This is a genomic window from Sandarakinorhabdus sp. (genome assembly GCF_987265915.1).
The window spans coordinates 3,053,735-3,078,050 of the sequence record NZ_OZ503948.1 but is presented as its reverse complement, the minus strand read 5'-3'; the positions used below and the strand labels follow the sequence as shown (position 1 = coordinate 3,078,050).

The window sequence follows — 24,316 nt, the reverse complement described above, 5'->3', positions numbered from 1 at the left end:
TGTGCGTTGCAAGCACGCGAAATCAGCACAACCTTGGGAAGTGATGCATATGAAGCTGCTCGTGCCCGTCAAACGGGTGGTAGATTACAACGTCAAAGTGCGGGTGAAATCCGACCAGACCGGCGTCGAGCTGGCCAACGTCAAGATGAGCATGAACCCGTTTGACGAAATCGCCGTCGAAGAAGCCATCCGCCTGAAAGAAAAGGGCATTGCCACTGAAGTGGTGGTGGTGAGCGTGGGCGTGCAGCAATGCACCGAAACGCTGCGCACCGCGCTCGCCATGGGCGCCGATCGCGGCATCCTGGTGCTGACCGATGTGCCGACCGAATTGCTGGCGGTCGCCAAGATCCTCGCCGGCGTCGTCGCCGAGGAACAGCCGGGCATGATCATCCTGGGCAAGCAGGCCATTGATGACGATGCCAACCAGACCGGGCAGATGCTCGCCGGCCTGCTCGGCTGGGCGCAGGGCACCTTTGCCTCCAAGCTCGATCCGCAGGGCGAGACGGTGAACGTCACCCGCGAAATCGATGGCGGCCTGGAAACCGTGGCGCTGAAGCTGCCGGCGGTGGTCACCACCGATCTGCGCCTGAACGAGCCGCGCTATGCATCCTTGCCCAATATCATGAAGGCGAAATCCAAGCCGGTCGCCACCAAGAGCCCGGCCGATTACGGCGTGGACATGACGCCGCGCCTGACCATCACCAAGGTGACCGAACCGGCCAAGCGCCAGGCCGGCATCAAGGTGAAGAGCGTCGATGAACTGGTGGCGAAGCTGAAGGAAATGGGAGCCGTGGCATGAGCGTTCTTGTATTGGCCGAACATGACAATGCCGAACTGAAAGACGCCACCCTGGCCGCGGTGACCGCCGCGACGCAGTTGGGCGGCGATGTGCATCTGCTCGTGGCCGGCAGCGGCTGCGGCGCCGTGGCCGAGGCCGCTGCCAAGGTGGCGGGCGTTGCCAAGGTGCTGGTGGCCGATGATGCGGCGCTGGGCGCGGCCCTGCCGGAAAACCTCGCCCCGCTGATCGCTGGCCTCATGGCCGGTTACGATGCGTTCGTGGCCCCGGCGACCAGCCGCGGCAAGAACATCGCCCCGCGTGTTGCTGCCGCACTGGATGTGGCGCAGATTTCCGAAATCCTCAGCGTCGAAGGCCCGAACACCTTCACCCGGCCGATCTATGCCGGCAACGCCATCGCCACCGTCACCAGCAGCGATGCGAAAAAGGTGATCACCGTGCGCGGCACCGCCTTTGCCAAGGCGGCGACCAGCGGCGGCAGCGCGGCCATCGAAGCGGTCGGCAGCGGCAGCGATGCCGGCACCTCCAGCTTCGTCGGCGCTGAACTGACCAAGTCGGCCCGCCCGGAACTCACCGCCGCCAAGATCATCGTGTCCGGCGGCCGTGCGCTGGGCTCGTCGGACAAGTTCCACGAATTTATCGATCCGCTCGCCGACAAGCTGGGTGCCGCCGTCGGCGCCAGCCGCGCTGCCGTCGATGCTGGCTATGCCCCGAACGATTATCAGGTCGGCCAGACCGGCAAGATCGTCGCGCCGGAACTCTATCTGGCCGTCGGCATTTCGGGTGCCATCCAACACCTGGCCGGCATGAAGGACAGCAAGATCATCGTCGCCATCAACAAGGACGAAGAAGCCCCGATCTTCCAGGTCGCGGACGTCGGCCTGGTTGGCGATCTGTTCACCCTGGTCCCGGAACTGACCGGCAAGCTGTAAGCGCGCCAACCGCGCTGCCAAGAGGCCGCCGCTTCGGGGAGGGAGCGGCGGCCTTTTTTGTGTTTGGGAGAAAGGGGGGGCTCCGGCCCAAATCAAGTCGGTGACGTGGGCAGGGACGCGGTCCATGCACCCACTTGTTTGGTGTCTCCTTTGGAGCCTTCATCCCGGTCGTTGCAATGGCCGCGAGACCGTCCTGAAACCTGCCGTTCCTGGCGGGCCGGAATGAGACGGTCCGGTTTCGGATGGTCAGGGTCGGAAAGCACTTTGTCGGCAGCCAACCCGACACACGCCGTTCCGATGGGGCACATGGATTGAAGCGGAACGGGTTGTCGTTCGGCAGCGCCTCCACCTGCTCGATTGCCGCGACCTGAGCCCGCTCAGCGCGGACCCTTGCCCACGCGTGGGATGAGATCGGGATCGGGGCTGGTGTCGCCATGGCGCGGGCAGATCGCGCCGATCTCGGCCCGCCGCTGGGCCAGATAGACCTCCCGCACGGCGACGTAGGGATCACCGCTTTCGTTGCGGATACGCTGGAGCTGGCTATCGATCTCGACCCGGTCGGTCAGGGCATCGACGACGCCGAGCGCCACGTTCACCTTGCCATCATCGAACGGCTTGCCCACCACCGTGGGCAGGACCGCCTTGTCCAGGCCAAGGCCGAAGAGATCGCGCAAGGTGGTGGGGCCCACGATCGGGAGGAAGAAATAGGGGCCATTGCCGACGCCGTAGCAGGCAAAGGTGTTGGCGAAGCTGTTGGGCCGGTAAGGCAGGTTGAACGGCTTGCGCCGTGCCATGTCGAACAGTCCGCCAACGCCGATGGTCGAGTTGATCCCGAACCGTGCCGCCGACTTGGCTGCGCGCCCGATCTTGAGCTGCAGGATGTAGTTGAGGAAGCTGGCCGGTTCGTCGAGGTTGCGCAACACGTTGCGCAGGCCGTTGCGGACAGGCTTGGGAACGGCCGAGGCATATCCCCGCGCGACCGGTGCGACGACCGCCTTGTCGACCGCCTGAATGGCGGCGAACGACTGCGCGTTGAACTTGGCAAGCGGATCAATCCGCGACGATTGGCGCGCGGTGACAATGATCTCGTTGCCCTCTTCTGGCGCAGGGCCGGTGGTCGAACCCGGACTGACCGTTATGCCATCGGCCTTGGTGAGCCCGGCGGGCGCTGCTGTCTCAGTCGTGTCACCGACGAATGTGGGAACGGCCACCCCAACCGTCGGCTGGGTAGCGGGCAGCGTTGCCGACGGCTCCGGTGCAGTGGCAGCCGGCTGCCTCTCCTGCGCGGTAAGCGCGGCGGCGGCGGGCGCTGCCGCGGTGCCAACGGAAAGGGCGGCGGCGGCGAGTGCGCCAAAGGCGATCACGTCCAAGCGCCGGGCGCCCGCTGCGCGCCGTTCACGTTTCCACCCAACGCGGCCATCAAGCGCCGGCCAAAAAACAATCGGGTGCGGAGGTCCGCGACCCTGCCCGCCGGAGGCCCCCTTCTCCCCTCATGCCGCGATCGCGCGTTCGATCCAGGCGCGGGTGTCGGGGATGGCGGCTTCGACCTGGGGGAGATCGTTGATGCACAGGAACTTGAACTGCGGTTGGCACGCGCGGGCGAGATAGGCGCGGACTTGCGGCAGCGGGTAATCCAGCACGGCGCCGGTGCGCAGGTGGAGGTGATCCTCGCCGTCATGCAGCACGGCGATGCCGGCGGCGATGCAGGCGTGATTGTGCAGGCCCTGCGGCAGGAATTGCGACACGCAGCGGAAGCGGTGGCCGAGATTGGCCACGAACGCCGCGCGGTGGTGATCATAGAGGCGTTCCAGCACCGAACGGCGCAGCGGGTGGATCACGTGCGCGGCGCGGAACAGCCGGTCCGCGCCAAAGCCCGCCAGCGCCGCGGCGTTGATCTGGGTGAGCGCGTTGAGCAGCGCCGGATCATCGCGGCTGGCCGGATCGGCGGCGATGGCGCTCTGATCGACCCAGGCGCCGCGCAGCACCGGTGCCGCGCCCTGGAACACATCCTCGGGCGCCAGCGGCCCGGTCAGGAACACATCATCGTTGAAATAGACGAAGCGCTCGGCCAGGCCGGGGATGCGCCACAGCAAGGTCTCGATGGCCAGCGAGTTGAAGGTGGGCAGCGCGGCTTCATGGCCGGCAAACAGGGTCAGATGATCGACGATGCGCACCCGCGCCACCAGATCGGCCGGCAGGCGTGACAGATCGGGCATTTGCGCATCGGTGATGATCCAGATCCGGCCGATCCACGGCGCATGATTGGCGATGGAGCGCAGGCAATAGCCCAGCTCGTCATTGCAGGCCCAGCGGTGCGGGTTGGTGGCATTGGCGTTGCGCGCCGTCTGCGGCTGATGACGCTGACGTCGGGCGATATGGGCCGGATCGTCGCCATCAACCCAGGTGATGACCGCGTCGATCCGCGCATCGTCGCTGAAATGCTGCATTGGTCCCGTCCAGGCGAGCGTTTGGTCCGCCACGATAGAACAGGACGGGCGAGGCCATGGGGCCGGGCGTGTGACAAGTCAATGACAGGGTGGGATGGGGAACGCTTTTGGGGCCTGACGCTCTGCCCGCTGTCCTACAGCGGCAAAGCCTGTCATCATGCTGTTGTTTGTAGGTCTGGCGCAAATCAAAGGCGAAAAACTGAAACAGCAAATAAAATCAACGCACTAACCCCTCCGGTTCGTCAAAACTGGCAAAACCGGGCGGGTGAAATGGCAGCGGGGGGCGGCATGGGTTCGGGGCAATCGGTGAGGGCGAAGATTAGAGTGGCGGCCCTGATGTGTGCGCTGTGTGGCCCGGCGGCGGCTGAGCCGGTGACCATTCACCGTGATGCCATGGGCGTCCCGCATGTGTTTGCCGATACATCGGCTGGCGTGATGTATGGTGCCGGCTATGCGCTGGCGCAGGATCGGCTGGCGGCGATGGAGTTGCAGCGGCGCGGCGGGGCCGGGCGCCGGGCGGAGATATTGGGGCCGGCGGCGGTGCCGGGTGACAGGACGGCGCGGGATCGGCGGCTGCCCGATGCCGAATTGATGCGCATGTATCAGGCGATTCCGGTCGAGCACCAGGCGATGATGCAGGCCTATGTCGATGGCATCAATCGCGCCGTGGCCGAGGTGCTGGCCGATCCGGCGCACAAGACGCCGATCGAGTATAACCGCTGGGGCATCAAGCCCAGCCCGTGGACGCTGATCGATTTCCTGGGCTATGTCGCGTCGGTGCCGGGGGGCCGCGATGCGCATGAGATCGAGAATCTGGCGTTTCTGAACGCGATGATCAAACGCCATGGCGAAGCGGTGGGCCGGCGGATTTTCAATGATGTCGTGCCGCTCTCTGATCCGGATTCGCCCACGGTGATTGCCGCTGGCGAGGATCGGGCGCCGGCGCGGCCGCTGCCGGTGGACCGCCAGGTGTCGCTCAGGGCCGGCGGCGTCGATTTGACTCGGTCGCCGGCACCGCCGCCCTCCGGCGAAGCGCCGACCGGCGCCAGCCGCTGCCTGGTGATCGGCCCGCAGAAATCCGCCAGCGGCAAGGTGCTGATGCTGGAGGCCACCGCCGATGGCCCGGAAATCCATCTGCGCGGCGGCGGCTTTGACCAGGCCGGTTTCAGTTTCAATGCCTATGGCCCGCCGTTCATGGGCCGCGGCGTGCAGCATGGCTGGCTGCTCACGTCGGGCGTGGCGCAGGCCAATTCGGTCTTTGCCGAAAAGCTCAATCCGAGGAACAAATATCAATATTGGTTCAAGGGCGCCTGGCGCGACATGGAGCGGCGCACCGAAACCATCCTCGTCAAGGGCGCGGCCCCGGTGGTGCACGAAGTGGCGCGCACCGTGCATGGCCCGGTCATCCAGTGGGATGCCGCCAACAACGTGGCCTTTTCCCACAGCTTCGCCATGCGCGGGCGGGAAATCGACCACTGGGTCGGCATTGTCGAGATGGGGCGGGCGCGCAGCATCGAGGAATTCGAGGCCAAGGGCGTCAATCGCATGGGCTGGAATCTTGGCATCTGTTACGGCGGCGAAGATGGCCAGATCGCCTTCTGGGAAGCCGGCCTTCTACCGAAATTGCCCGCTGGCGTTGATCCGCGCCTGCCGATTCCGGGCACGGGCGCGCATGAGCTGTCGGGCTATCTGACGCCGGCCGAGCAGCCGCATGTGCGCAACCCGAAACAAGCCTTCCTCCACGCCTGGAACAGCAAGGCGACAAGCTGGAGCCCGGAAGGCACCGAGGCCCGCAATGGCGCGACATTCCGCACCTGGGCAGGCAACCGGCTGGCGGCAAAGGGCCAGGCGATCACGCTGCTCGATATGCGGGCGTATAACGAGACGATCTTCCACGCTTTGGGCGCCAGCGACCGCACGCAGACGCACCCGGATTTCTTTGCCCCCTATATCCGGGCGGCGATGGCGGCCAGCAGCGATCCGGAGGTGAAGGAAGCCGGCGCATTGATGCAGGCGTTCAACGGGCTGTATGAAGATCGTGATGCGGATCAGCGTTATGACAATGCCGGGCTGACCCTGTTCCGCCAGTGGCTGGCCACAGCGCCGGCGATGATCTTTGGCGACTCGATCGGCGATTGGTGGCAGCGCGTCGATCAGGAGCGTTACCTGCGCTATCAGACCAGCCTGCTGCTGCGCGCGCTTCAGGGCGACAAGGCCGGCGCGCCGCTGGCGTTCGACTGGTTGCAAGGGCGGGATCGCGACCAATTGGTGGCGGAGACGATCAAGGCGAGCGTGAACCAGTTGCGCGGCCGGTTTCCGGGCCAGGCCATGGCCGATTGGAAACAGCCGATATTCTGGAAATATTTCGACCCAGCCGCCCAGCGTCCCGACCGGCCCGCCCTGCCGGACGATCCCGATCCGCCGCGCCTTTCGGCCATCTTGAAACTGGGGCCGGTGATGGCCCCGCACAATGGCGGCGAAGGCTGGGTGGGCCTGATGGAGATCGCGCACGACCAGCCGGCGCTCTATTCCGTGGTCGATGCCGGCGGGCAGAGCCTGTTCATCAACCCACAGGGCCAGGGCAATCCGCATCTGACCGACCAGACCATGATGCACGAAGCCAATGAGCTGAAGAAGATCGAGATGCGCCCGGATGTGGTGCAGGCCGCCGCCGTGTCGCGTCAGATCATCGACTATGCGCCGGCCCGGTCGTCGGGCGGTTAAGCACTTATTTCTGGAACGCCGCAGCAATCTCCAGCTTCACCTCGTCGCCGACGATCGGCACGCCATAGCCCAGGCCGAATTCGCTGCGCTTGATGGTGCCGGTGGCGCGGAAGCCGATATTCTCCTTGCCGCCCATCTGCGGCGGCGTCTTGCCGGCGCCATAGAAGCTGACGTTCAGGGTGACGGGCCGGGTGACGCCATTGAAGGTGAAATCACCGGTCAGCGTGCCGGTCTCGCCGTTGGTGACGAGTTTGGTGGACACGAAGCGTGCATCGGCCGGGGTGGGGCCGAAAAAGTCGGGCTTGCCGCCGTCCTTGGCGGGCCGCAGCAGGTGGCCGGTCAGGCCGGCGCTGGCGGTGGTCACCTTGGCGACCGGGATGGTCACGTCCAGCTTGGCGTTGTTCGGCGCCTTGGGATCGATGGTCAGGCTGCCGGTGACGCTGCCGAAGATGCCGGTGTAGGGCGTGAAGCCGAGGTGATCGAGCGTCCACATCACCAGCGTATGATCGGGATCGGCGCTGTAGGTGCCGCCACTGACGGCTGCGAGATTCCGGGCGCCGGGCACCTGGGCGGTGGCCGCCGAAGCGAGCAGGGCAATCGCGATCATCCAGGCAGTGCGCATCATCAATCTCCATGACCAGAGCCGCACGGGGGCGTGCCCGGTTCCTCGGTTGGGTGGATAGCCGATAATCATGGCCCCGACATACTGATAATCGCGGGGGTAGAGTGCTTTCCGACCAAGTTGGGTCATCGGTACGCCAAAGGCTTCTTGGGGCGGATTTGGTTCAGGGCAAGAAGCGAGGAGGGCGCGATGCTCTTCGCATCGTAACCGACGAGCGACGCTGCCCTGAACCAAAGGCGCCCCGCCCCGGAGGGGTCGCCCGAAAGGGCGATGACGGTGATCCAACTTGGTCGGAAAGCGCTCTAGCTCAGGCCTCGGCCAGCAACGCTTCGGTCTCGCCGATGCTGGCCGGGGTGCCGACATGGAACCACAGGCCGGGGTGGGACAAGCCGAACATGCGGCCCGTGGCCAGCGCCTTGTGCCAGGCGCGCCACATGGTGAAAGGTTCGGCCGGCTCGCCTTCAAACAAGCGGCGGCTGATGATCTGCAGGCCGGAATAGACGAAGGGCGCCACCTTCAGCCCGCCGCGCGGGGTAAGCTGGCCCAGCCCATCCATGTGGAAATCACCGCGGCCATCATAGCCATGGGCGCGGGCCAGCGGCACCAACAGCAGCAGCGCGTCCATCTGATCGGGGTTCCAGCGCGCCGCGATAAGGCGCAGCGTATCGACCGGGCCATCGATCCACATATTGTCGGCATTGATGGTGAAGAAACTGTCACCGCGGATCAGCCGCAAGGCTTGTGCGATGCCGCCGCCGGTTTCGAGCAGCAGGGCGCGTTCATCGGAGATGTCGATGCGGGCCGGGTGCTGGCGGGATTTGACCGCAGCTTCGATCTGATCGGCGAAATAATGCGCGTTGACCACGGCATGTTCGACCCCGGCCGCCGCAACGCCATCGAGCGCACGATCGAGCAGGCTGCGCCCCGCAACTTCGATCAGCGGCTTGGGGCGGGTGGCAGTGAGCGGCCGCATGCGCTTGCCCAGGCCCGCCGCCATCACCATGGCCGTTTCGGGCAGGGTGCAGGCGATGGTGGGGCGCAGGAACAGCGGCGGCGGCGTCGTCATGATGGCACCTCCACACCGCGGCGCGCGCTGGCCGGTACATGCGCATCATACCAGGCCTTCACCGGCGCCAGCGCCGGATGTTCGAGATTGGCGTTCACCATTTCCCACAGCCGCGGGTGAAAGCGCGGGTAGGCCGGCTTGCCATCGCGAACATAGAGCCGGGTGAACACACCCAATATCTTGATGTTCCGCTGCGCCGCCAGAATGGCATAGGCGGTGCGGAAGGCCGCTTCATCCAGTTCGGGCCGCGCCGCGATATAGCGGGCCAGCATCGCCGATTCGAGTTCGGGCGAAACCGTGCGGCGGATATCCTGCAACAGGCTGGCCAGATCGTAGGCGGGGTGGCCGGCCAGCGCGTCCTGAAAATCGAGCAGGCCAAGCCGCTGGTGGCCGGGGCGGTCGAGCAGCATCAGATTGTCGGCATGATAATCGCGCAGCACCAGCACCGGCGGATGGGTGAACAGCGCCGGCCACAGCGGCGCCCAGGCCGCATCATGGCCCGGGGCTTCGGCCAGGCCGACGGCGGGCAGATACCAGTCCGGGAACAGCCGGGCTTCGCGAAGATACTCGGCTTCGCTGTAGGGCGGCACGTCGGTGGGCGGGTGCTGGTGGAGCGCGGCGAGCAGATCGACTGCGGCAGCGTAAATCTCGTGCTCGGCAGCAGCATCTTCGGCCAGCACCGGATTGACGCGGGCATCGCCGAAATCCTCCAGCAGGATCAGGCCCTGGTCCAGATCAGTGGCCATAGCCTGTGGCGCGGAAAATCCCAGTGTGTCGAGATGCTTGCCGATGGCCAGGAACGGCCGGCTGTCCTCCTTGTCGGGCGGCGCGTCCATCAGCACGGCGCAGCGCGTCCCCAGCGTGACGCGGAAATAGCGGCGGAAACTGGCGTCGCCTGCCAACGGGCGCACCGCTGCACCGCCCCAGCCATGGGCGTTGAGGAAGGCACCGGTGCCCGGCGGCGGAATCATGGTTGCAATTGTGGCCACCGGCCTTCCCAAGCCGGGGGCGCGTCCCAAGTCAAGGTGCGGGGCTCATCACCGCTGCCATCGATATGCAGATGCAAGGCCGTGGCGGGCAGGCGAGCGCCCAGCCTTTGGGGCCATTCGATGATCAACGCGGCATCGGTTTCAAACAGGCCGAGCGCGTCGGCTTCGGCTGGATGATCGATGCGGTACAGATCGACATGCCATACCGGCACCTTCACATCGGGCGGATCATAGGCCTGTACCAGCGTGAAGGTGGGCGACGGCACTTCGCCGGCCCAGCCCAGGGCCTGGATGATGCCGCGCGCCAGGGTCGATTTGCCGGCACCGAGATCGCCGGAAAGCGCGATGACATCGCCGGCGCGCAGCACGGCGGCGATGGCGGCGGCCAGCGCGGCCGTGTCCGCCGGCGTGTCGAGCACGATGGCCGGTTCAGAAATCGATGGTGACATAGGCCTGCGCCAGTCTGCCCGGAATGGGGCCATAGGCGCCAGCACCGCGCAGGTCCCAGCCCTCCATATCGAACAGGTTGCTGATCTGCACGCGCAGCAGGGCATTGTTGCCCGCCAGCCTGAACCGGTAACGTCCGCCCAGATCGACGATGCTGCGCGCCGGGATGGCCACGCGGTTGCTGACCGTGGCGGTTTCGGAACTGCGCCAGGCCAGCCGCGTGTCGAACGACAGGCCCGGCGCGAATGGCGGCCGCCAATCGGCGCTGAACTCGATCCGCTGGCTGATGGCACCCACCGGGCGCGAGCCGATGGCGCCGCCCGCCACCACGCCGGGGCCCGACACCTTGGGCCACAACCACACGCCGCCGGCCACGATGCTGAGGCTTTTGGTCAGCGGCCCGGCGACAGAGGCTTCGACGCCGCGGTTCACCACATCGCCAAGCACGTCGAAGCGGTTGTTGGCATCCAGGTTGAAATAGGGCTTGGTGATGTCGAACACGCCGGCAACCAGCTTGATCTGATCGGTGAGCGCCCAGCGCAGGCCGGCATCGAACTGGCGGGTGCGGATCGCCGGCAGGGCCTCGTTGCGGTTGGCGGCATTGCCCGGCGCGATGCCGCTTTCTTCCAGGCCATTGACGGTGCCAGCATAGATCACCAGCGCATCGGTGATATTGGCGGCCAGCGTGACATTATACAGCAGCAAGCGGTCATCGGTGGCCTGCACGCCGCCCCCCAAGCCATTGACAGTCGGAAGATCGATGCGCTTCTTGTAGTCCGTCCACTGCAGGCCGGCCGCGACTTCGCCCACGCCCAGCCAGCGGCCTTCATAGGCGATGCCGCCGGTGAGCTGTTTCACATCGTCGAACTGCTGCTGGCCAAACCGGAACGCCGGTTCCGGCACCAGGCTTGGCGTGTCGATCTGCACCGGGCCGAGCTCCAGCGTGTCGGACCCGCCAAAGCGGCGGTGGCCGCTGCGGCCCCGCACGGCCAGATGGATCTCGTGCCGGCGCGGGCCTTCAACGATCTGCCGGGTCAGGCGCACTTCGCCGGATATTGCGGCAAAGGCCAGGCGCGGATCGACGATGACCCGCTGGGTGCCGGTGCGATCCGGCTGCAGCGCGCGCACCAGATTGGTCATCTGGCGTTCGCGGTTGCGCGACGACCGGAAGAGGCCGGCGCGCAGCAGCCATTTCGGCGCCACCTGCCAATCGGCCAGCACGCCGATATTGGCATCAAGGCCGGAGCCGTTCACCCAATCCGGGCCAAAGCGCTGCCGACGCGGCAGCAGCGGCGGCAGATACTCGCTTGCCGTCTGGAAGGTCAGGCGGTGATCATCCAGCGTCTGGTGCAGCAGGCTGGCAAAGGGAATCAGCGTGACGCCCGGTGCCGGGTTCCAGCGCGCAATCAACGTGCCGCCAAAGCTGTTCTCTCGCGTCGCATCCGGCCCGCTTTCGAAGCGCGCCGACGCGCCGAGCCCAAGGCTCAGGCCGTCATTGACCGGCAGCACGGCATCGGCTTCGGCGTTGGTGGTGCCCCAAGCGTCGGCGGCGAGCAGCACGCTGGCCGCGGCCTGATCGCCCGGCCGGCGGAAGCCAAAGTCCACAAGGCCCGTGGGGGCCGGGAAGGGGCTGCCCAATGCGGACAGGCCGACGCGGATGGCGGTGGTGCGGCTGATCCGGGTGCTGGGCGGCACGACCGGATCGAAATACAGGCCGTCGATGCGCACATTGCCGGCCGCGATCGGCGAGAAACCGCGCACATTCATCTGGTTGTAGATGCCGATCACTTCGCGGCCGATGGTGCTGCCAAAGGCATCGCCGACCTGGCGGACGGCATTTTCCGAAGCGCGGCTGCCGGTGGCGGCAACGCCGGCGTCAACCGGCCCGGACGCGGCCGGAGTCTGCGCCAGCAACGGCGGTGCCAGAACGGCCAGCGTGCCGGCCATAATGAACATCTGCCCCGTCATCACGTCTGCGTTCGCCGCTTTGGCGCCAGACTGCAAGGCGTGATGGCGGCAAACCCCACCAAAATGTTGGGCCTTCAGAAATCGACGGTCAGATAGGCCTGGGTGACGCGGCCGGGCAGCACCGTATAGGCATTGGCACCGCTGCCGCGCAGTTCAAAGCCCTTTTCGTCGAACACGTTGGTCGCCTGGATGCGCAGCACGGCATCATTGCCAGCCAGTTTGAAGCGGTAGCGTCCGCCCAGATCGATGAGCGTGCGGGTGGGCACCGACACGAGATTGTTGACCGTGGCGATTTCTGGCGAACGGTAGGACAGGCGCGCATCAAATGACAGACCGGGCGCGAAGCCGGGCCGCCAATCGGCCGACACGTCCACCCGCTCGCTGATGGCGCCCACCGGCAGCCGGCCGACCAGCCCGCGCGTCACCGCATCGCCAGTCACCTTGGGCCGCAGCAGCACGCCGCCGGCCACAACCGACAATTCCTCTGTGATCGGGCCGGCGACGCTGGCTTCGATGCCGCGGTTGATCACCTCGCCCAGCACATCGAAACGGCCGGTGGCATCCAGGTTGAAATAGGGCTTGGAAACCTGGAACAGCCCGGCAATCAACCGCATGCCGCCGCCCAGTGCGATGCGCACCCCTGCATCAAGCTGGCTGGTCTCGATCGCCGGCAAGGCTTCGTTGCGGTTGGCGGCGATGTTGGGGGCAACGCCGGATTCCTCGAGGCCGGTGACCGAGCCGCCATAGAGCGAGATCCCCGGCGTCACCTGCACGCCAACGGTGATATTGTAGAGCCAGGGGCTGGCATCGGTGGCGGTGATGGCGCCGGGCAGGCCGATGCGCTTGCTGTAATCGCTTTTCTGCACGCTTACTGACAATTCGCCAATGCCGGCCCAGCGGCCTTCATAGGCGATGCCGCCGGTCCACTGGCGGACATTGTCCTTCTGCTGCGGCCCGAACTTCAACACGGGTGGCGGCACATCCGGCGCCATGCCCAGGATGTTGACCGTGCCCAGCGAGACCGTATCGGAGCCGCCAAAGCGGCGATAACCCTGACGGCCGCGCACGGTGAAATGCAGCTGGTGCAGGCGCGGGCCGTCCTCGATCCGCCGCGTCACCCGCACCTCGCCGCTGGTTGCGGCATTGTACAGCGTTGGATCGCCGGTGATGCTCTGCTGGCCGAAGCCGGCTGGCGAAGTGAGGCGCACCACATTGGCGAACTGGTCACGCACCACGCGCTGCGACCGGAACAGGCCGGCGCGCACCAGCCAATCCTTGCCTATTGTCCAGTCGGCGATCAGGCCCGCGTTGATTTCGGTGTCGCCGCCGCGCGACCACCACGGGCCAAAGAACTGGCGGCGCGGCAACGGCGGCGGCAGGAAATTGCCCTGCGGGATCGACAGCGGGCCATGATCGTCGATCGGGGTTTCGCGCACATTGATGAACGGCAGCAGGCTGAACGCAGCGCTGGGTTTCCATTCGGCGATGAAGGCGCCTTCATAACTATGGTCGCGGGTCTTGTTGAAGCCATTTTCCAGCACGATGCCGGCGCCGAAGCCGACGGCCAGGGTCGAACTGACCGGCAGGCTGGCATCGAATTCGGCCGTGGGCGTGTTCCACGTGTTGTAACCGATCAACACGCTGGCGGCCGCCTCTCGTTCCGGCCGGCGCAGGCCCAGATCGACAACCCCGGTCGGTGCCGGGAAGGGGCTGCCCAGCGCCGACGGGCCAACGCGGATGGTGGTGGCGCGCACCAGCCGGCTCGATGGCGTGACGATCGGATCGAAATACAGGCCATCGATGCGAACATTCCCGGCGGCGACCGGTGAGAAGCCGCGCACCCGTTCCCGGCTGTAGAGGCCGGAAACTTCGCGGCCGATCGAGGTGCCAAAGGCATCACCGGCCTGGCGCACGGCATTTTCGGATGATCGGCTGCCGGTGGCGGCCACCACAGTGCTTGGCGGCGTCAGATCAGGTTCGTCGGCGGGGGGAGGCGTCAAGGGTGGCGGAGTGCTGTCATTGGGCGGTGCGGGCTGGGCCGCCGCTGACGGCGATGCGGCAGCCAAGGACGCGGCCGCAGCCGCCATGATGGTCATCATGGCGACACTTGTCATGATATCTGCCCTTCTCATGCGCTGTTCCTTGGCTAGCCGCAGCGGCCAAGTCCAGCGTTAAACGGCTTATTTCTGCTGCGTAGCGCCCAATTGGTCGCCATGCGCACAATCAGAAATCGATCGTGAGATAGATCTGCCCCACCCGGCCATCCAGGGGGCCATAAACCCCGGCATCTTCCAGAAACACGCCGTTGACCCCGCCGGCGTTGATGATCTGCGCCCGCAGCACCGCCGGCTTGCCGGCCAGCCGGAAGGCATAGCGCGCACCCAGATCGATGAAGCTGCGCGGCGGCAGTGCCACAAGGTTGTCCACCGTGGTCACTTGCCGGCCATCCCGGAACAGGCCGATATCCAGCGACAGGCCGGGGGCAAAGGCCGGGCGCCAATCGGCCGACAGGCTGAGCCGCTGCGGCACGGGCCCGACCGGCAGCGCCCCCGACACGCCCAGCGCTACCGCTTCGGCCGAAACGCGCGGCCAACTGAACACGCCGCCGACCACCAGCGACAGGCTTTGTGTCAGCGGCCCGGCCAACGACAGTTCCACCCCGCGGTTGGTCACATCGCCCAGCCGGCCAAAACGGTTGCGCGCACCCAAATTGAAATAGGGCTTGGACAGCTGAAAAGCACCGGCCACCAGCACCAGCGGCCCCAGTTGCTGCCGCACGCCCAGATCGAACTGGCGGGTGATGATCGCCGGCAGCGCCTCGTTGCGGTTGGCGGCATTGTCGGGAGCGACGCCGCTTTCCTCCAGCCCGGTGACATAGCCGCCGTACAGCCGGGTGCGCGGCCCCAGCACCAGCGCCGCATTCACGTTCATCAGCCACGGCCGCGCCGTCACGTCCACCTGCTGGCCGGGCAGTCCGATGCGCTTGGCATAATCGCTGCGTTGCACGCCCAGCGAAAGGCTGCCGCGGTCCTGCCATTCGCCTTCATAGCCAGCGGCCAGGGTGAGCTGCCGCACCCGGTCTTCCTCCTGCACGCCAAAGGCAAAGGCGGGCAGCGGCGCCGGGCTGGGCCGGTCGATGCGGGTGGGGCCGAGATCGATGCTGTCCGCCCCGCCAAAGCGACGGAAGGCCTGGCGGCCGCGCAATGCCAAGTGCAGCCGGTGGGCGCGCGGGCCATCATCCCATAGCCGCGTCACCCGCGCCTCACCGCTGGTGCTGGCAAAGAACAGCGGTGGATCGGCCACCAGTTGCTGCTGCGCCCGGCCATCGGGCTGCACTTCCAGCAGCAGGTTTGAAAAGGCGCGCGGGCTGGAAAGTGTGGAGCGGAACAGGCCGGCCTTAACCTGCCAGCCAGCACCCACTTGCCAATCCAGCACGGTGCCAGCGGTGGTTTCGGTGCTGCGCCCCGCCGCCCAGGCCGGGCCGATGAAGCGCCGGCGCAGCGGGTCGGGCGGCAGCACCGCGCCGGCTGGCACATAGAGCGGGCCAGCATCTTCGCGCGGGGTATATTCCAGGCTGAAAAAACCGATCAGGCTGATCCGGCCCGTCGGCCGCCACTGTGCGATCACGGCGGCATCACGCGCCACTTCGCGCGTGGCATCGATGAAACGCTGCTGGCTGAGCGCGGCGCCCACGCCGATGCTGAGCCGGTCGGTCAGCGGCCGCGCGATGTCCAGTTCGGCCGCACGGCTGCCCAGGCTGTCGGCGCTGAACAGGGCGGAACCGGCGGCTTCGCCCTCCGGCAAGCGCAGGCCGATATCGACGATGCCGGTGGGCGCCGGAAACGGGCTGCCCAGGGCCGATGGCCCCACCCTGATGGTGGTGGCCCCGCTGATGCGGTCCGACGGAAGGCCGACCGGATCGAAATACAGGCCCTCGATGCGGACATTGCCGGCCGCCACCGGCGAAAAGCCGCGGATGTCGTCGGCGCTGTACAGGCCGATCTCCTCGCGGCCGATCACTGTGCCAAAGGCATCGCCCGCGCCGCGCACGGCATTTTCATCGGCACGATTGCCGGCGGCGGGCTGGGTGACGGCGGCCGGCATGGGGGCGGCGTCCTGCGCGGCGGCCGGCAATGCGGCCAGCAGCAGAGCGGGAAGGACCGGAAGCTTCATTGCAGATTCTCCCTGCCCATGGCCCCAAAACGCAACGGCGGCCGGCACTATCCGCGCCGGCCGCCGTCGTCAATTGCGTTGCGAAAGGCTTGCAATCAATAACGATAATGATCCGGCTTGAACGGGCCGGTATCGCCGACGCCGATGTACGCCGCCTGCTTTTCCGAAAGCGTGGTCAGCTTCACGCCGAGCTTTTCGAGATGGAGGCGCGCCACCTTCTCATCGAGATGCTTGGGCAGCACATAGACCTTGTTTTCATATGCCGCCCCGCGCGTCCACAATTCGATCTGCGCCAGCACCTGGTTGGTGAAGCTGGCCGACATCACGAAGCTGGGGTGGCCCGTGGCGCAGCCCAGATTGACCAGCCGGCCCTTGGCCAGCACGATGATCTGGTTGGGCGGTTTTCCGTCTTCGGCGGGGAACTCGACGATGTCGGTACCGGGCTTCACTTCGGTCCATTTGTAGTTGGACAGGGCGGAAATCTGGATTTCGCTGTCGAAGTGACCGATGTTGCAAACGATGCTGTTGGGACGCATCGCCATCATGTGTTCGGCGGTGATCACGTCCATGTTGCCGGTGGCGGTAACGAAGATGTCGGCGCGCTGCACCGCTTCTTCCATGGTGACGACTTCAAAGCCTTCCATCGCGGCCTGCAATGCGCAGATCGGATCGATTTCGGTGACCATCACGCGGGCGCCGCCGTTGCGCAGCGACTGGGCGCTGCCCTTGCCGACATCGCCGAAGCCGGCAACGCAGGCGACCTTGCCGGCCAGCATCACGTCCGTCGCGCGGCGGATGGCATCGACCAGCGATTCCTTGCAGCCGTAAAGATTGTCGAACTTGGATTTGGTGACGCTGTCGTTCACGTTGATCGCCGGGAACGGCAGCTCGCCCTTCTTGGCGATTTCGTACAGGCGGTGGACGCCCGTGGTGGTTTCTTCCGACACGCCCTTCAGATTATTGACGGTTTCGGTCAGATAACCCGGACGCGCCTTGATGAACGCCTTCAGCGCGCGCTGGAACTCGACTTCTTCCTCATTCTCCGGCTCGCCCAGCGTGTGGCCGGCTTCGAGCTTGGCGCCCCACAGCGCGAACATGGTGGCATCGCCGCCGTCATCCAGAATGATGTTGGCGGTGGTGTCACCCCAATCGAAGATGCGGCCGACATAATCCCAATAGTCCGCCAGGCTCTCGCCCTTGATGGCATAGGTCGGGATGCCGGCAGCCACCATGGCGGCGGCAGCATGATCCTGGGTGGAAAAGATGTTGCAGGTGGCCCAGCGCAGTTCGGCACCCAGCGCCACCAGCGTTTCCATCAGCACCGCGGTCTGGATCGTCATGTGCAAGCTGCCGGTGATGCGCGCGCCTTTCAGCGGCTTCGAAGCGCCGAATTCGCTGCGCAGCGCCATCAGGCCCGGCATTTCGGTTTCGGCAATGTTGATTTCGCGGCGGCCGAAATCGGCGAGCGACAGATCGGCAATGGCGTAATCATGGGCCATGATCGGGTTCCTGCATTCAGATTTGGAAGACGCGATCCCCCTAAGCGTCGCGGCATCGCAGGGCAAGCATAAAGATTGCTTTATATGATGCACCCCGATGGCCCCGCTGCGGCTGCCGGAAAACACGCCGCCGCGTTTGACCGGAGCGGCGCGGCGCCGCTACACCATCGTCATGCTTGTTCTGGAAAAGGTCTGCCCATGCAACGTCTGCTTCTCGTGGCCGCGCTGATGAGCGCTGCTGCCGTGTCTGCCGCTCCGATCACCTATCCCGCCACCGAACGGGGCCCCGAGGTGGAGGCGCGCCACGGCATCAGCGTGCCCGATCCGTATCGCTGGCTGGAAAATGACGTGCGCACCGATACCAAGGTGGCCGCCTGGGTGGACGCGCAGAACCAGGTGACGAGCGCCTATCTGACGACCTTGCCCAAGCGCGAGGCGATCCGGTCGCGCCTCACCGAATTGTATAACTATGAGCGCTTCGGCATTCCGCGGGTGAAGGGCGGGGTGCAGTTCTTCACACGCAATTCCGGCCTGCAGAATCAGTCCGTGCTCTATGTGCAGACGCCGGGCGCGGAACCCCGCGTGCTGATCGATCCCAACCCCTGGGCCAAGGATGGCGCCACCGCGCTGGCCGAATGGGAGCCTTCGGCGGATGGCAAATATCTCCTCTATGCCGTGCAGGATGGCGGCACCGATTGGCGCACGTTGAAACTGCGCGACGTGGCGACTGGGGCGGACCTGCCGGACGTGATCGAGTGGGTGAAATCCAGCGCGCTGGCCTGGCGCAAGGATGGTTCGGGATTTTATTACTCGCGCTTTCCGGAACAGGCCGGGCCGAAATATCTTGGCGTCAGCCTCAACCAGAAACTCTATTTCCATCGGCTTGGCACGCCGCAGTCGGCCGATGTGCTGGTGTATGAAACCCCCGCCCATCCCAAGCGCGGCCATTTCGGCGCGGTCACCGATGATGGTCGCTGGCTGGTGATCATCACGTCCGAAGGCACCGACAGCCGGTATGAAGTCCATGTTGCCGATATCGCCAAGGGTGAAGCGCCGCGCGCGCTGGTGACCGGGCTGGATTTCGATTGGTCGCTGGCCGGCAGCCGTGGTGACACGCTGTATTTCCGTACCAACAGGCAAGCTCCCAAGGGCCGGGTCGTCGCCATGAATGCCATCACCGGCGCGATCACGCCGCTGATTGCCGAAGGCACCGCGACGCTCACCGGCGCCAGCCTGGTCGGCAACCGGCTGCTCGCCGAAACGCTGGAGGACGCCAAATCGGTGGTCCGCCTCCATGAACTGGATGGCAAGCCCGTGGGCGTGGTGCCATTGCCCGGCATCGGCACGGCCGGCGGATTTGAATCGTCAGTTGACGGCGTGACGCATTTCGCCTTTGCCAGCTTTGCGACGCCGGGTTCGATCTGGCGCTATGACGCGGCGACCAACACGGCAACGGTGCTGCGCCAGGCCAAGGTGGCGTTCAATCCGGGCGACTATGCGGTCAGCCAGATCTTCTACACATCCAAGGATGGCACGCGGGTGCCGATGTTCGTGGCGCACCGCAAGGATCTCGACATGAGCAAGCCGCATCCGGCGCTGCTCTATGCCTATGGCGGCTTTGATATCAGCCAGACGCCGGGGTTCAGCGTGTCGCGGCTGGTATGGATGGAAATGGGCGGCGTGTTCGCGCTGGCCAATATCCGCGGCGGCGGCGAATATGGCGCGGCCTGGCACGATGGCGGCCGCCTGCTCAACAAGCAGAATGTGTTCGACGATTTCATTGCCGCCGGTGAAGCGCTGATTGCCGGGGGCATCACCAGCAAGGGGCAACTCGCCATCCAGGGCGGTTCCAATGGCGGGCTGCTGGTGGGCGCTGTCACCAACCAGCGCCCCGATCTGTTTGCCGCCGCACTGCCGGCGGTGGGCGTGATGGACATGCTGCGTTACGCCAACTGGACCGCCGGGCGCTATTGGGTCGATGATTATGGTGATGTGACCAAGCCGGAATATTTCCGCTACAATCTGGGGTTCAGCCCGTACCACAATATCCGCAGCGGCAAGGATTACCCGGCCGTGCTGGTGACGACCGCCGATACCGATGATCGGGTGGTGCCGGGCCACAGCTTCAAATATGCGGCCGCATTGCAGGCGGCAAAGGCCGGCGACAAGCCGCACCTGATCCGCATCGAAACCCGCGCCGGCCATGGCAGTGGCAAGCCGACCGACAAGATCATCGCCGAAGCCGCCGATCTCTGGGCCTTCGCTGGTTACTGGACCGGGCTCACGAAATAGGCGGCGCTTACGTTAGAGGTTTCTGGGGCCCGTTCGGGCGGGTGACGATGAACAGCGCGGTGACCGGCAGGATCAGCGCCTGGATCAGGATCACCCGCTGCGGCGCGCCCATCGCCACCGACAGGCCGAGCACGCCGGCCATCGACAGGATGGCCAGCAACTTGGCGCGTGGAGAAATGGCGCGGTGGCGCTGCCAGTTGGCGATGAGCGGCCCGAACAGGCGGTGACTTGTCAGCCAATCGTGCAGGCGCGGGGACGAACGGGCAAAGCAATAGGCCGACAGCAGCACGAACGGCGTGGTCGGCAGCAACGGCAGCACCACGCCGACGATGCCAAGCGCGAGGGACGTCAAGCCGATCAGGAGCCAGAGGGTGCGGAACATGCGCCTCTTGTATCAGTGCGGCGCGCTGTTGCCAGTCATTCTCAACCAGTGCTGGCGAGGGCGGCGTTGGCACGGGCCGGCGTGGTTGTGCTGCCGCGGCCGGGGGGCAGCACCAGCGTCACCTTCGCCAGCCTGGCGTCGTCCGGCGCCGGCCGGATGGCGGCACTGCCGGCCGGCGCGGCGGGCAGCTGCATGTCGGCGGTGATGATGCGCAGCAGCATGGCGCGGGTCGCCTCCCACATTGGCATGCTTTGGGCCACGCTGAGGCTGCTGGTGTTGAGCCCGGCGGTGAACAGCCGCACGATCAGGCGATCACGCGCCGGGCTGTCGGCGCCATCAAAGGCAATGCCGATGCGGCCGCCGTGGCTGCGTGCCACCCGGCCATCGATGCTGCCCACGCCGCGCAGCCGCACCCGCACCGGTTCGCCTGCGGTGACGCTCTCGCCCCCTCCACCGATTTCGGCCAGCGCGATGCCCGATACCGAAATATCCAGCCCGCGGGTGATGGTGGCATGGCGGGCATCGCGCCGCCACACCGCCACCTGATCGTCCAGGGCAAAGCGCGCCTCGGCCCGCAGCGCCGGGCGCCCCAGGCACAGCATGGCGGCGAGGAACAGCACGGTGATATTAATCAGCCCCCAGAAGGCCACCATCGGCACCAGCGCGCCCTGCGCCACGATGCGGGTATCGGGGATGGCATTGATCACCAGGCCAACCAGCGTGGCGATCATCAGCGCTGTGCAGACCAGGAAGATGCCGCGCTGATAGCCGCCGCTGGCGGCGTCCGATCCCTTGGGCGTTACCTTGAAGCCATGGCCGTGCGGCTTGATCAGCGTCTTGATGATGACCGGCAGTAACCGAAAGCTCTGGAAGGTGCCGAGCACCTGGGCAGCGATCGGGAAATAGCGGCCGCCGCCCAGCAGCACGATGCCGCCGACCTGCGCCACCACCATCGGCACCAGGAAGAAGATGGCGCTCTGCGCCGTCACCCCCACCAGCGGCGGCACATCGAAGAAAAGGAAGATCAGCGGCGAGATGATCGCCAGGATCATCATCAGGGCCTGGGACAGCCACGCCGTCGGCAGGAAGAACAGGCGGTGGCGCAGCGCATGCCCCGGCCCCAGCGGGCCGGATTTCAGGAACAGGATCTGCGTCGCGCCCTGTGCCCAGCGCGCGCGCTGCACGAAAAACGCGTCCAGGCTTTCCGGCGCCAAGCCAAACGCCAACGGCTCGTTCAGATAACGGGTGACATAGCCTTTCTGCAGCAGGGCCAGCGACAACAGCATGTCTTCGGTGATCGAACCCGCCGGCAGGCCGCCACCGATGGCATCGATCGCGGCGCGGCGGGTGATGCTGTTCGATCCGCAGCAGAAGGCGGCATCCCAGCCATCGCGGCCCGGCATGATCGCTTCGAAGAAGAAGCGCTGATCATCGGGCATCGCCTCGCGCAGCGCGAGATTCTGCTGCAGCGGATCATGGTTGTAGAAACTGTGCGGCACCTGCACGATGCCGATGGCCGGATCGTCGAAGAAGCCCATGGTGCGCATCAGAAATCCGCGCTGCGGCACGAAATCGGCATCGAACACCGCCACGAACGGGGCGCTGGTCACGCTGAGCGCGTGGTTGATGTTGCCGGCCTTGGCGTGAAGATTGTCCGGCCGGGTGATGTAGCCGGTGCCCTTGGCCAGGCAATAATCGCGCAGCCAGGCGCGGCGGCCATCATCGGCCACCCACACGTTCAGATTGGGCCAATCCAGCGCCAGCGCGCCGAGGATGGTCTTTTCCAGCACCTCAATCGGCTCGTTATAGGTGGCGATGATCAGATCGACCGCCGGCATCTGGTGCGGCAGGCCGGCGGCCAGCCGCGCCTCGCCGGCGTCGGCTTCGGCGCTGCGATCGGTGCGGCGTGCAAGGCCGGCAAACAATATCGCGGCATCGAACAGGCCGAACAGTTCAACGCCCAGGCACAGCAGCGCAAAACCCAGGCCAAACCCGTCGGCATCCCACGGGATGGTGCTGGTGATGCGCCAATTCAGATAGGCCCCGACCACGCCTGCCACGGCCGCCACGATGACGGCGCGGGCGAGCGGGCGATTCAACCCGAACAGCGGCGCCAGCAACAGGCCCGATATGGTCAGCAGCAGGGGCGCCGCCACCAGCAGGGCCGGCGCGGTATCGAGCGGGGGCAGCATCAACCGTCGGTCACCAGCGCGGGAAGCGCACTTCGGCCAACCGGCCGACGTCGCAGCGTCGCGCCAGGCTGGCCGGCCGCGGCAACGACACCAGCACGCTCAGTTCCCGTGCCGCCTTGTCCGGATTGGCAGCCAGCATGGCGCCGTCGCGGCGCGCGGCGGCACCCACGGTGGAGGCCACCTGGCCGCGCAGCCAATCCTCACTGCCGATCAGCCGCACCTGCACGGGCGCGCCCGGCACGATGGCCTCCATGCGCCGTTCGGGCAGCGCGACCTCGACATAGCGGCGATTGCAATCAGCGAGCTCGATCAGGCTGGCACCGGGTGCCACCGTGGTGCCCTTGGGGGCCGGCTGTGACCATACCACGGTGCCGCCGGGCAGTTGTGCATCAAAGGCGCTGGCGCGCGCCAGACGCACGGTTTCCGCCGCGACCTGGATGGCCAGCTGCGCCAGCCGCGAATCGGCGTCGGCCACGACATTTTCCAGTTCCTGGCGGCGCAGCAGCAACCGGTCGCGCTGCTGATCGCCATATGGCGCGTCCATCGCCGCGCCGGCCAGATACAGGCCATGGCCGGCCGCCTTGGTTTCGATGGCCAGCGCATCCGCCTGATCCCCCAGCGCGGCGCAGCGATATTGGGCGGCGGCCGCGACGGCGCGCACCCGGTCGCGCTGGGTGAAGGTGGCAAAGCGCTGCTGTGCCAGCACCTCGACGCGTGTCCGTTGCAAGGCGGCTTCGGCGGCTTCGGCCTGGCAGGCGGCCAGTGCTTCGCGGGCAGCAGCGGTGGTGGCGGCCAGCCTGGCGCTGGCGGCGCGGCCGAACTGCGCCGATCGGCTGGCCAGACGGGCGTCGGCGGCCTCCAGCTCGGCAATCTGTCGGCGCGCCAGATCGCGCGCCGAGATCAGCGCTGCCTGCTCGCCCTTCAGCGCCGCCAGCGGCCCGGTATCGAGGATGCGCGATGTCACCAGCCGGGCCGTGATTGCGGCGGCAATGGCGGTGCCGGGCGGCGGCAGATCGGCGGCGACAATGCCGGGGATCGGCGATGCCATGCGGATGATCGGCGCATTCACATAGGCCTCCCCGCCGACTTCGCTGGTGACATAGGGCGCAAACGCCCAAAGGCCGAGCGCGGCCATGCCGGTGGCCAGCGCCAGGCGCAGGCGATTGGAACGGATCAGGGTTTCGATGCGGCCGGCCATGCTGCGCTCCTTGCCCATAGAGCAACGGGCGCGGGTCCGCGAATTTTACGCCGGGCGCACCGAAAATGGCTCGTGCGGCAACTGGGCGAGGTTGGCGACGAAGCTGATCGTCTGGTAGGCGCCGGCCAGCGCGCAGATTTCCAGTTGCTGGGCGCAGGTCCAATCGGCTTCGAACCGGGCCTGGGTGGCGGCATCGAGCCGGCCATTGCCGCACAGTTGATCGATGGCGGACAGCAGCCCGGCTTCGGCCGGCGACCAGACGGCGGGGTCGATCACGGCCTCGCGGGTGGCGGTAAGCTGATCTTCATCCAGCCGGGCCGCCCGCGCAAAGATCGCAGCATGGACACCCCATTCATAATCGCAACCGCGCAGCGACGTGACGCGCAGGATGACCAGTTCGCGCACCCTGAGCGGCAATGGACTGTCCCGATCGAGCAGATTGGGCACGCCCTTGCGCAGAAAGCGCGGGCTGTTGGCGAAGGTGCGGAACAGCGACAGGATATGGCCATCCTGCTGCGGATAGGCGGCGAGCAGGCTGGCGATCTCGCTCTCATATGGTGGGTCAAGCGGTTGCAGATGATTGGACAAG

The 24,316-nt window shown here is 66.3% G+C and carries 18 protein-coding genes; 4 read left to right on the top strand and 14 right to left on the bottom strand.

Translation table 11 applies throughout. The annotated features are described in order from the left end of the window. Window positions 1–49: 49 nt before the first annotated feature. Together AC6UUM_RS14745 and AC6UUM_RS14740 are read left to right on the top strand one after the other, a co-directional pair. The gene (locus tag AC6UUM_RS14745) at window positions 50–799 is read left to right on the top strand and encodes an electron transfer flavoprotein subunit beta/FixA family protein (protein WP_500802999.1); all 750 of its coding nucleotides are present in this window, start codon (window positions 50–52) and stop codon (window positions 797–799) included. Continuing rightward, complete coding sequence (locus tag AC6UUM_RS14740; protein WP_500802998.1) at window positions 796–1,728, top strand: electron transfer flavoprotein subunit alpha/FixB family protein; 933 nt, start codon at window positions 796–798, stop codon at window positions 1,726–1,728. The genes AC6UUM_RS14745 and AC6UUM_RS14740 overlap by 4 nt, the downstream gene beginning before the upstream one ends. Before the next feature lie 377 nt (window positions 1,729–2,105). Here the strand turns inward: AC6UUM_RS14740 and AC6UUM_RS14735 are convergent, their stop codons facing one another. Then, entirely contained in the window at window positions 2,106–3,092 is a 987-nt protein-coding gene (locus AC6UUM_RS14735; protein WP_500804988.1) for an MlaA family lipoprotein, read from the bottom strand. Window positions 3,093–3,218: 126 nt separating this feature from the next. Continuing rightward, window positions 3,219–4,175: a stealth family protein gene (locus tag AC6UUM_RS14730; RefSeq protein WP_500802997.1), complete on the bottom strand. Its 957-nt coding sequence runs from the start codon at window positions 4,173–4,175 to the stop codon at window positions 3,219–3,221. Window positions 4,176–4,481: 306 nt separating this feature from the next. On the opposite strand from AC6UUM_RS14730, the gene AC6UUM_RS14725 reads away from it, so the two are divergent. Further along, window positions 4,482–6,899 carry a penicillin acylase family protein gene (locus tag AC6UUM_RS14725; RefSeq protein WP_500802996.1) on the top strand — a complete coding sequence of 806 codons (2,418 nt, stop codon included), beginning with the start codon at window positions 4,482–4,484 and terminating at the stop codon, window positions 6,897–6,899. Between the two features lie 4 nt (window positions 6,900–6,903). On the opposite strand, the gene AC6UUM_RS14720 is transcribed toward AC6UUM_RS14725, so the two are convergent. The 8 genes from AC6UUM_RS14720 to ahcY form a co-directional block, all read right to left on the bottom strand. Next, entirely contained in the window at window positions 6,904–7,521 is a 618-nt protein-coding gene (locus AC6UUM_RS14720; protein WP_500804987.1) for a YceI family protein, read from the bottom strand. A gap of 307 nt (window positions 7,522–7,828) precedes the next feature. Continuing rightward, a complete protein-coding gene (locus tag AC6UUM_RS14715; protein ID WP_500802995.1) occupies window positions 7,829–8,587 on the bottom strand; it encodes a nucleotidyltransferase family protein in 759 nt (252 codons plus the stop codon). Continuing rightward, complete coding sequence (locus tag AC6UUM_RS14710) at window positions 8,584–9,558, bottom strand: aminoglycoside phosphotransferase family protein (RefSeq protein ID WP_500804986.1); 975 nt, start codon at window positions 9,556–9,558, stop codon at window positions 8,584–8,586. The genes AC6UUM_RS14715 and AC6UUM_RS14710 overlap by 4 nt, the downstream gene beginning before the upstream one ends. Further along, on the bottom strand, window positions 9,555–10,025 hold the full coding sequence (gene tsaE / locus AC6UUM_RS14705; protein WP_500802994.1) for a tRNA (adenosine(37)-N6)-threonylcarbamoyltransferase complex ATPase subunit type 1 TsaE: 471 nt from the start codon (window positions 10,023–10,025) through the stop codon (window positions 9,555–9,557). The genes AC6UUM_RS14710 and tsaE overlap by 4 nt, the downstream gene beginning before the upstream one ends. Further along, window positions 10,006–11,991, bottom strand: a complete 1,986-nt coding sequence (locus tag AC6UUM_RS14700) for a TonB-dependent receptor domain-containing protein (protein WP_500802993.1) — start codon at window positions 11,989–11,991, stop codon at window positions 10,006–10,008. The genes tsaE and AC6UUM_RS14700 overlap by 20 nt, the downstream gene beginning before the upstream one ends. Before the next feature lie 74 nt (window positions 11,992–12,065). Further along, entirely contained in the window at window positions 12,066–14,105 is a 2,040-nt protein-coding gene (locus AC6UUM_RS14695) for a TonB-dependent receptor domain-containing protein (protein WP_500802992.1), read from the bottom strand. A 109-nt stretch (window positions 14,106–14,214) separates the two neighbouring features. Beyond that, window positions 14,215–16,164 carry a TonB-dependent receptor domain-containing protein gene (locus tag AC6UUM_RS14690; RefSeq protein WP_500802991.1) on the bottom strand — a complete coding sequence of 650 codons (1,950 nt, stop codon included), beginning with the start codon at window positions 16,162–16,164 and terminating at the stop codon, window positions 14,215–14,217. A gap of 95 nt (window positions 16,165–16,259) precedes the next feature. Next, window positions 16,260–17,663, bottom strand: coding sequence for an adenosylhomocysteinase (ahcY, locus tag AC6UUM_RS14685; RefSeq protein ID WP_500802990.1), 1,404 nt, complete (start codon window positions 17,661–17,663; stop codon window positions 16,260–16,262). A gap of 198 nt (window positions 17,664–17,861) precedes the next feature. Between ahcY and AC6UUM_RS14680 the strand changes: the two genes are divergently transcribed. Beyond that, entirely contained in the window at window positions 17,862–19,955 is a 2,094-nt protein-coding gene (locus AC6UUM_RS14680) for a prolyl oligopeptidase family serine peptidase (RefSeq protein ID WP_500802989.1), read from the top strand. Between the two features lie 7 nt (window positions 19,956–19,962). On the opposite strand, the gene AC6UUM_RS14675 is transcribed toward AC6UUM_RS14680, so the two are convergent. The 4 genes from AC6UUM_RS14675 to AC6UUM_RS14660 are packed head-to-tail and all read right to left on the bottom strand — an operon-like array spanning window position 19,963 to window position 24,315. Then, complete coding sequence (locus AC6UUM_RS14675) at window positions 19,963–20,337, bottom strand: YbaN family protein (RefSeq protein ID WP_500802988.1); 375 nt, start codon at window positions 20,335–20,337, stop codon at window positions 19,963–19,965. Between the two features lie 41 nt (window positions 20,338–20,378). After that, on the bottom strand, window positions 20,379–22,529 hold the full coding sequence (locus AC6UUM_RS14670) for a glycosyltransferase (RefSeq protein ID WP_500804985.1): 2,151 nt from the start codon (window positions 22,527–22,529) through the stop codon (window positions 20,379–20,381). Between the two features lie 10 nt (window positions 22,530–22,539). Beyond that, entirely contained in the window at window positions 22,540–23,727 is a 1,188-nt protein-coding gene (locus tag AC6UUM_RS14665; protein WP_500802987.1) for a hypothetical protein, read from the bottom strand. A 45-nt stretch (window positions 23,728–23,772) separates the two neighbouring features. Beyond that, entirely contained in the window at window positions 23,773–24,315 is a 543-nt protein-coding gene (locus tag AC6UUM_RS14660) for a carboxymuconolactone decarboxylase family protein (RefSeq protein WP_500802986.1), read from the bottom strand. Between the last annotated feature and the right edge of the window lies 1 nt (window position 24,316).

Excerpts from the sequence above, each read along its gene's own strand:
- AC6UUM_RS14690 (WP_500802991.1), bottom strand. The coding sequence starts at position 16,164 with ATGAAGCTTCCGGTCCTTCCCGCTCTGCTGCTGGCCGCATTGCCGGCC.
- AC6UUM_RS14665 (WP_500802987.1), bottom strand. The coding sequence starts at position 23,727 with ATGGCCGGCCGCATCGAAACCCTGATCCGTTCCAATCGCCTGCGCCTG.
- AC6UUM_RS14740 (WP_500802998.1), top strand. The coding sequence starts at position 796 with ATGAGCGTTCTTGTATTGGCCGAACATGACAATGCCGAACTGAAAGAC.
- AC6UUM_RS14715 (WP_500802995.1), bottom strand. The coding sequence starts at position 8,587 with ATGACGACGCCGCCGCCGCTGTTCCTGCGCCCCACCATCGCCTGCACC.
- AC6UUM_RS14695 (WP_500802992.1), bottom strand. The coding sequence starts at position 14,105 with ATGACAAGTGTCGCCATGATGACCATCATGGCGGCTGCGGCCGCGTCC.
- ahcY (WP_500802990.1), bottom strand. The coding sequence starts at position 17,663 with ATGGCCCATGATTACGCCATTGCCGATCTGTCGCTCGCCGATTTCGGC.
- AC6UUM_RS14700 (WP_500802993.1), bottom strand. The coding sequence starts at position 11,991 with ATGACGGGGCAGATGTTCATTATGGCCGGCACGCTGGCCGTTCTGGCA.
- AC6UUM_RS14730 (WP_500802997.1), bottom strand. The coding sequence starts at position 4,175 with ATGCAGCATTTCAGCGACGATGCGCGGATCGACGCGGTCATCACCTGG.
- AC6UUM_RS14745 (WP_500802999.1), top strand. The coding sequence starts at position 50 with ATGAAGCTGCTCGTGCCCGTCAAACGGGTGGTAGATTACAACGTCAAA.
- AC6UUM_RS14710 (WP_500804986.1), bottom strand. The coding sequence starts at position 9,558 with ATGATTCCGCCGCCGGGCACCGGTGCCTTCCTCAACGCCCATGGCTGG.
- AC6UUM_RS14680 (WP_500802989.1), top strand. The coding sequence starts at position 17,862 with ATGCAACGTCTGCTTCTCGTGGCCGCGCTGATGAGCGCTGCTGCCGTG.
- AC6UUM_RS14720 (WP_500804987.1), bottom strand. The coding sequence starts at position 7,521 with ATGCGCACTGCCTGGATGATCGCGATTGCCCTGCTCGCTTCGGCGGCC.
- AC6UUM_RS14675 (WP_500802988.1), bottom strand. The coding sequence starts at position 20,337 with ATGTTCCGCACCCTCTGGCTCCTGATCGGCTTGACGTCCCTCGCGCTT.
- tsaE (WP_500802994.1), bottom strand. The coding sequence starts at position 10,025 with ATGTCACCATCGATTTCTGAACCGGCCATCGTGCTCGACACGCCGGCG.
- AC6UUM_RS14670 (WP_500804985.1), bottom strand. The coding sequence starts at position 22,529 with ATGCTGCCCCCGCTCGATACCGCGCCGGCCCTGCTGGTGGCGGCGCCC.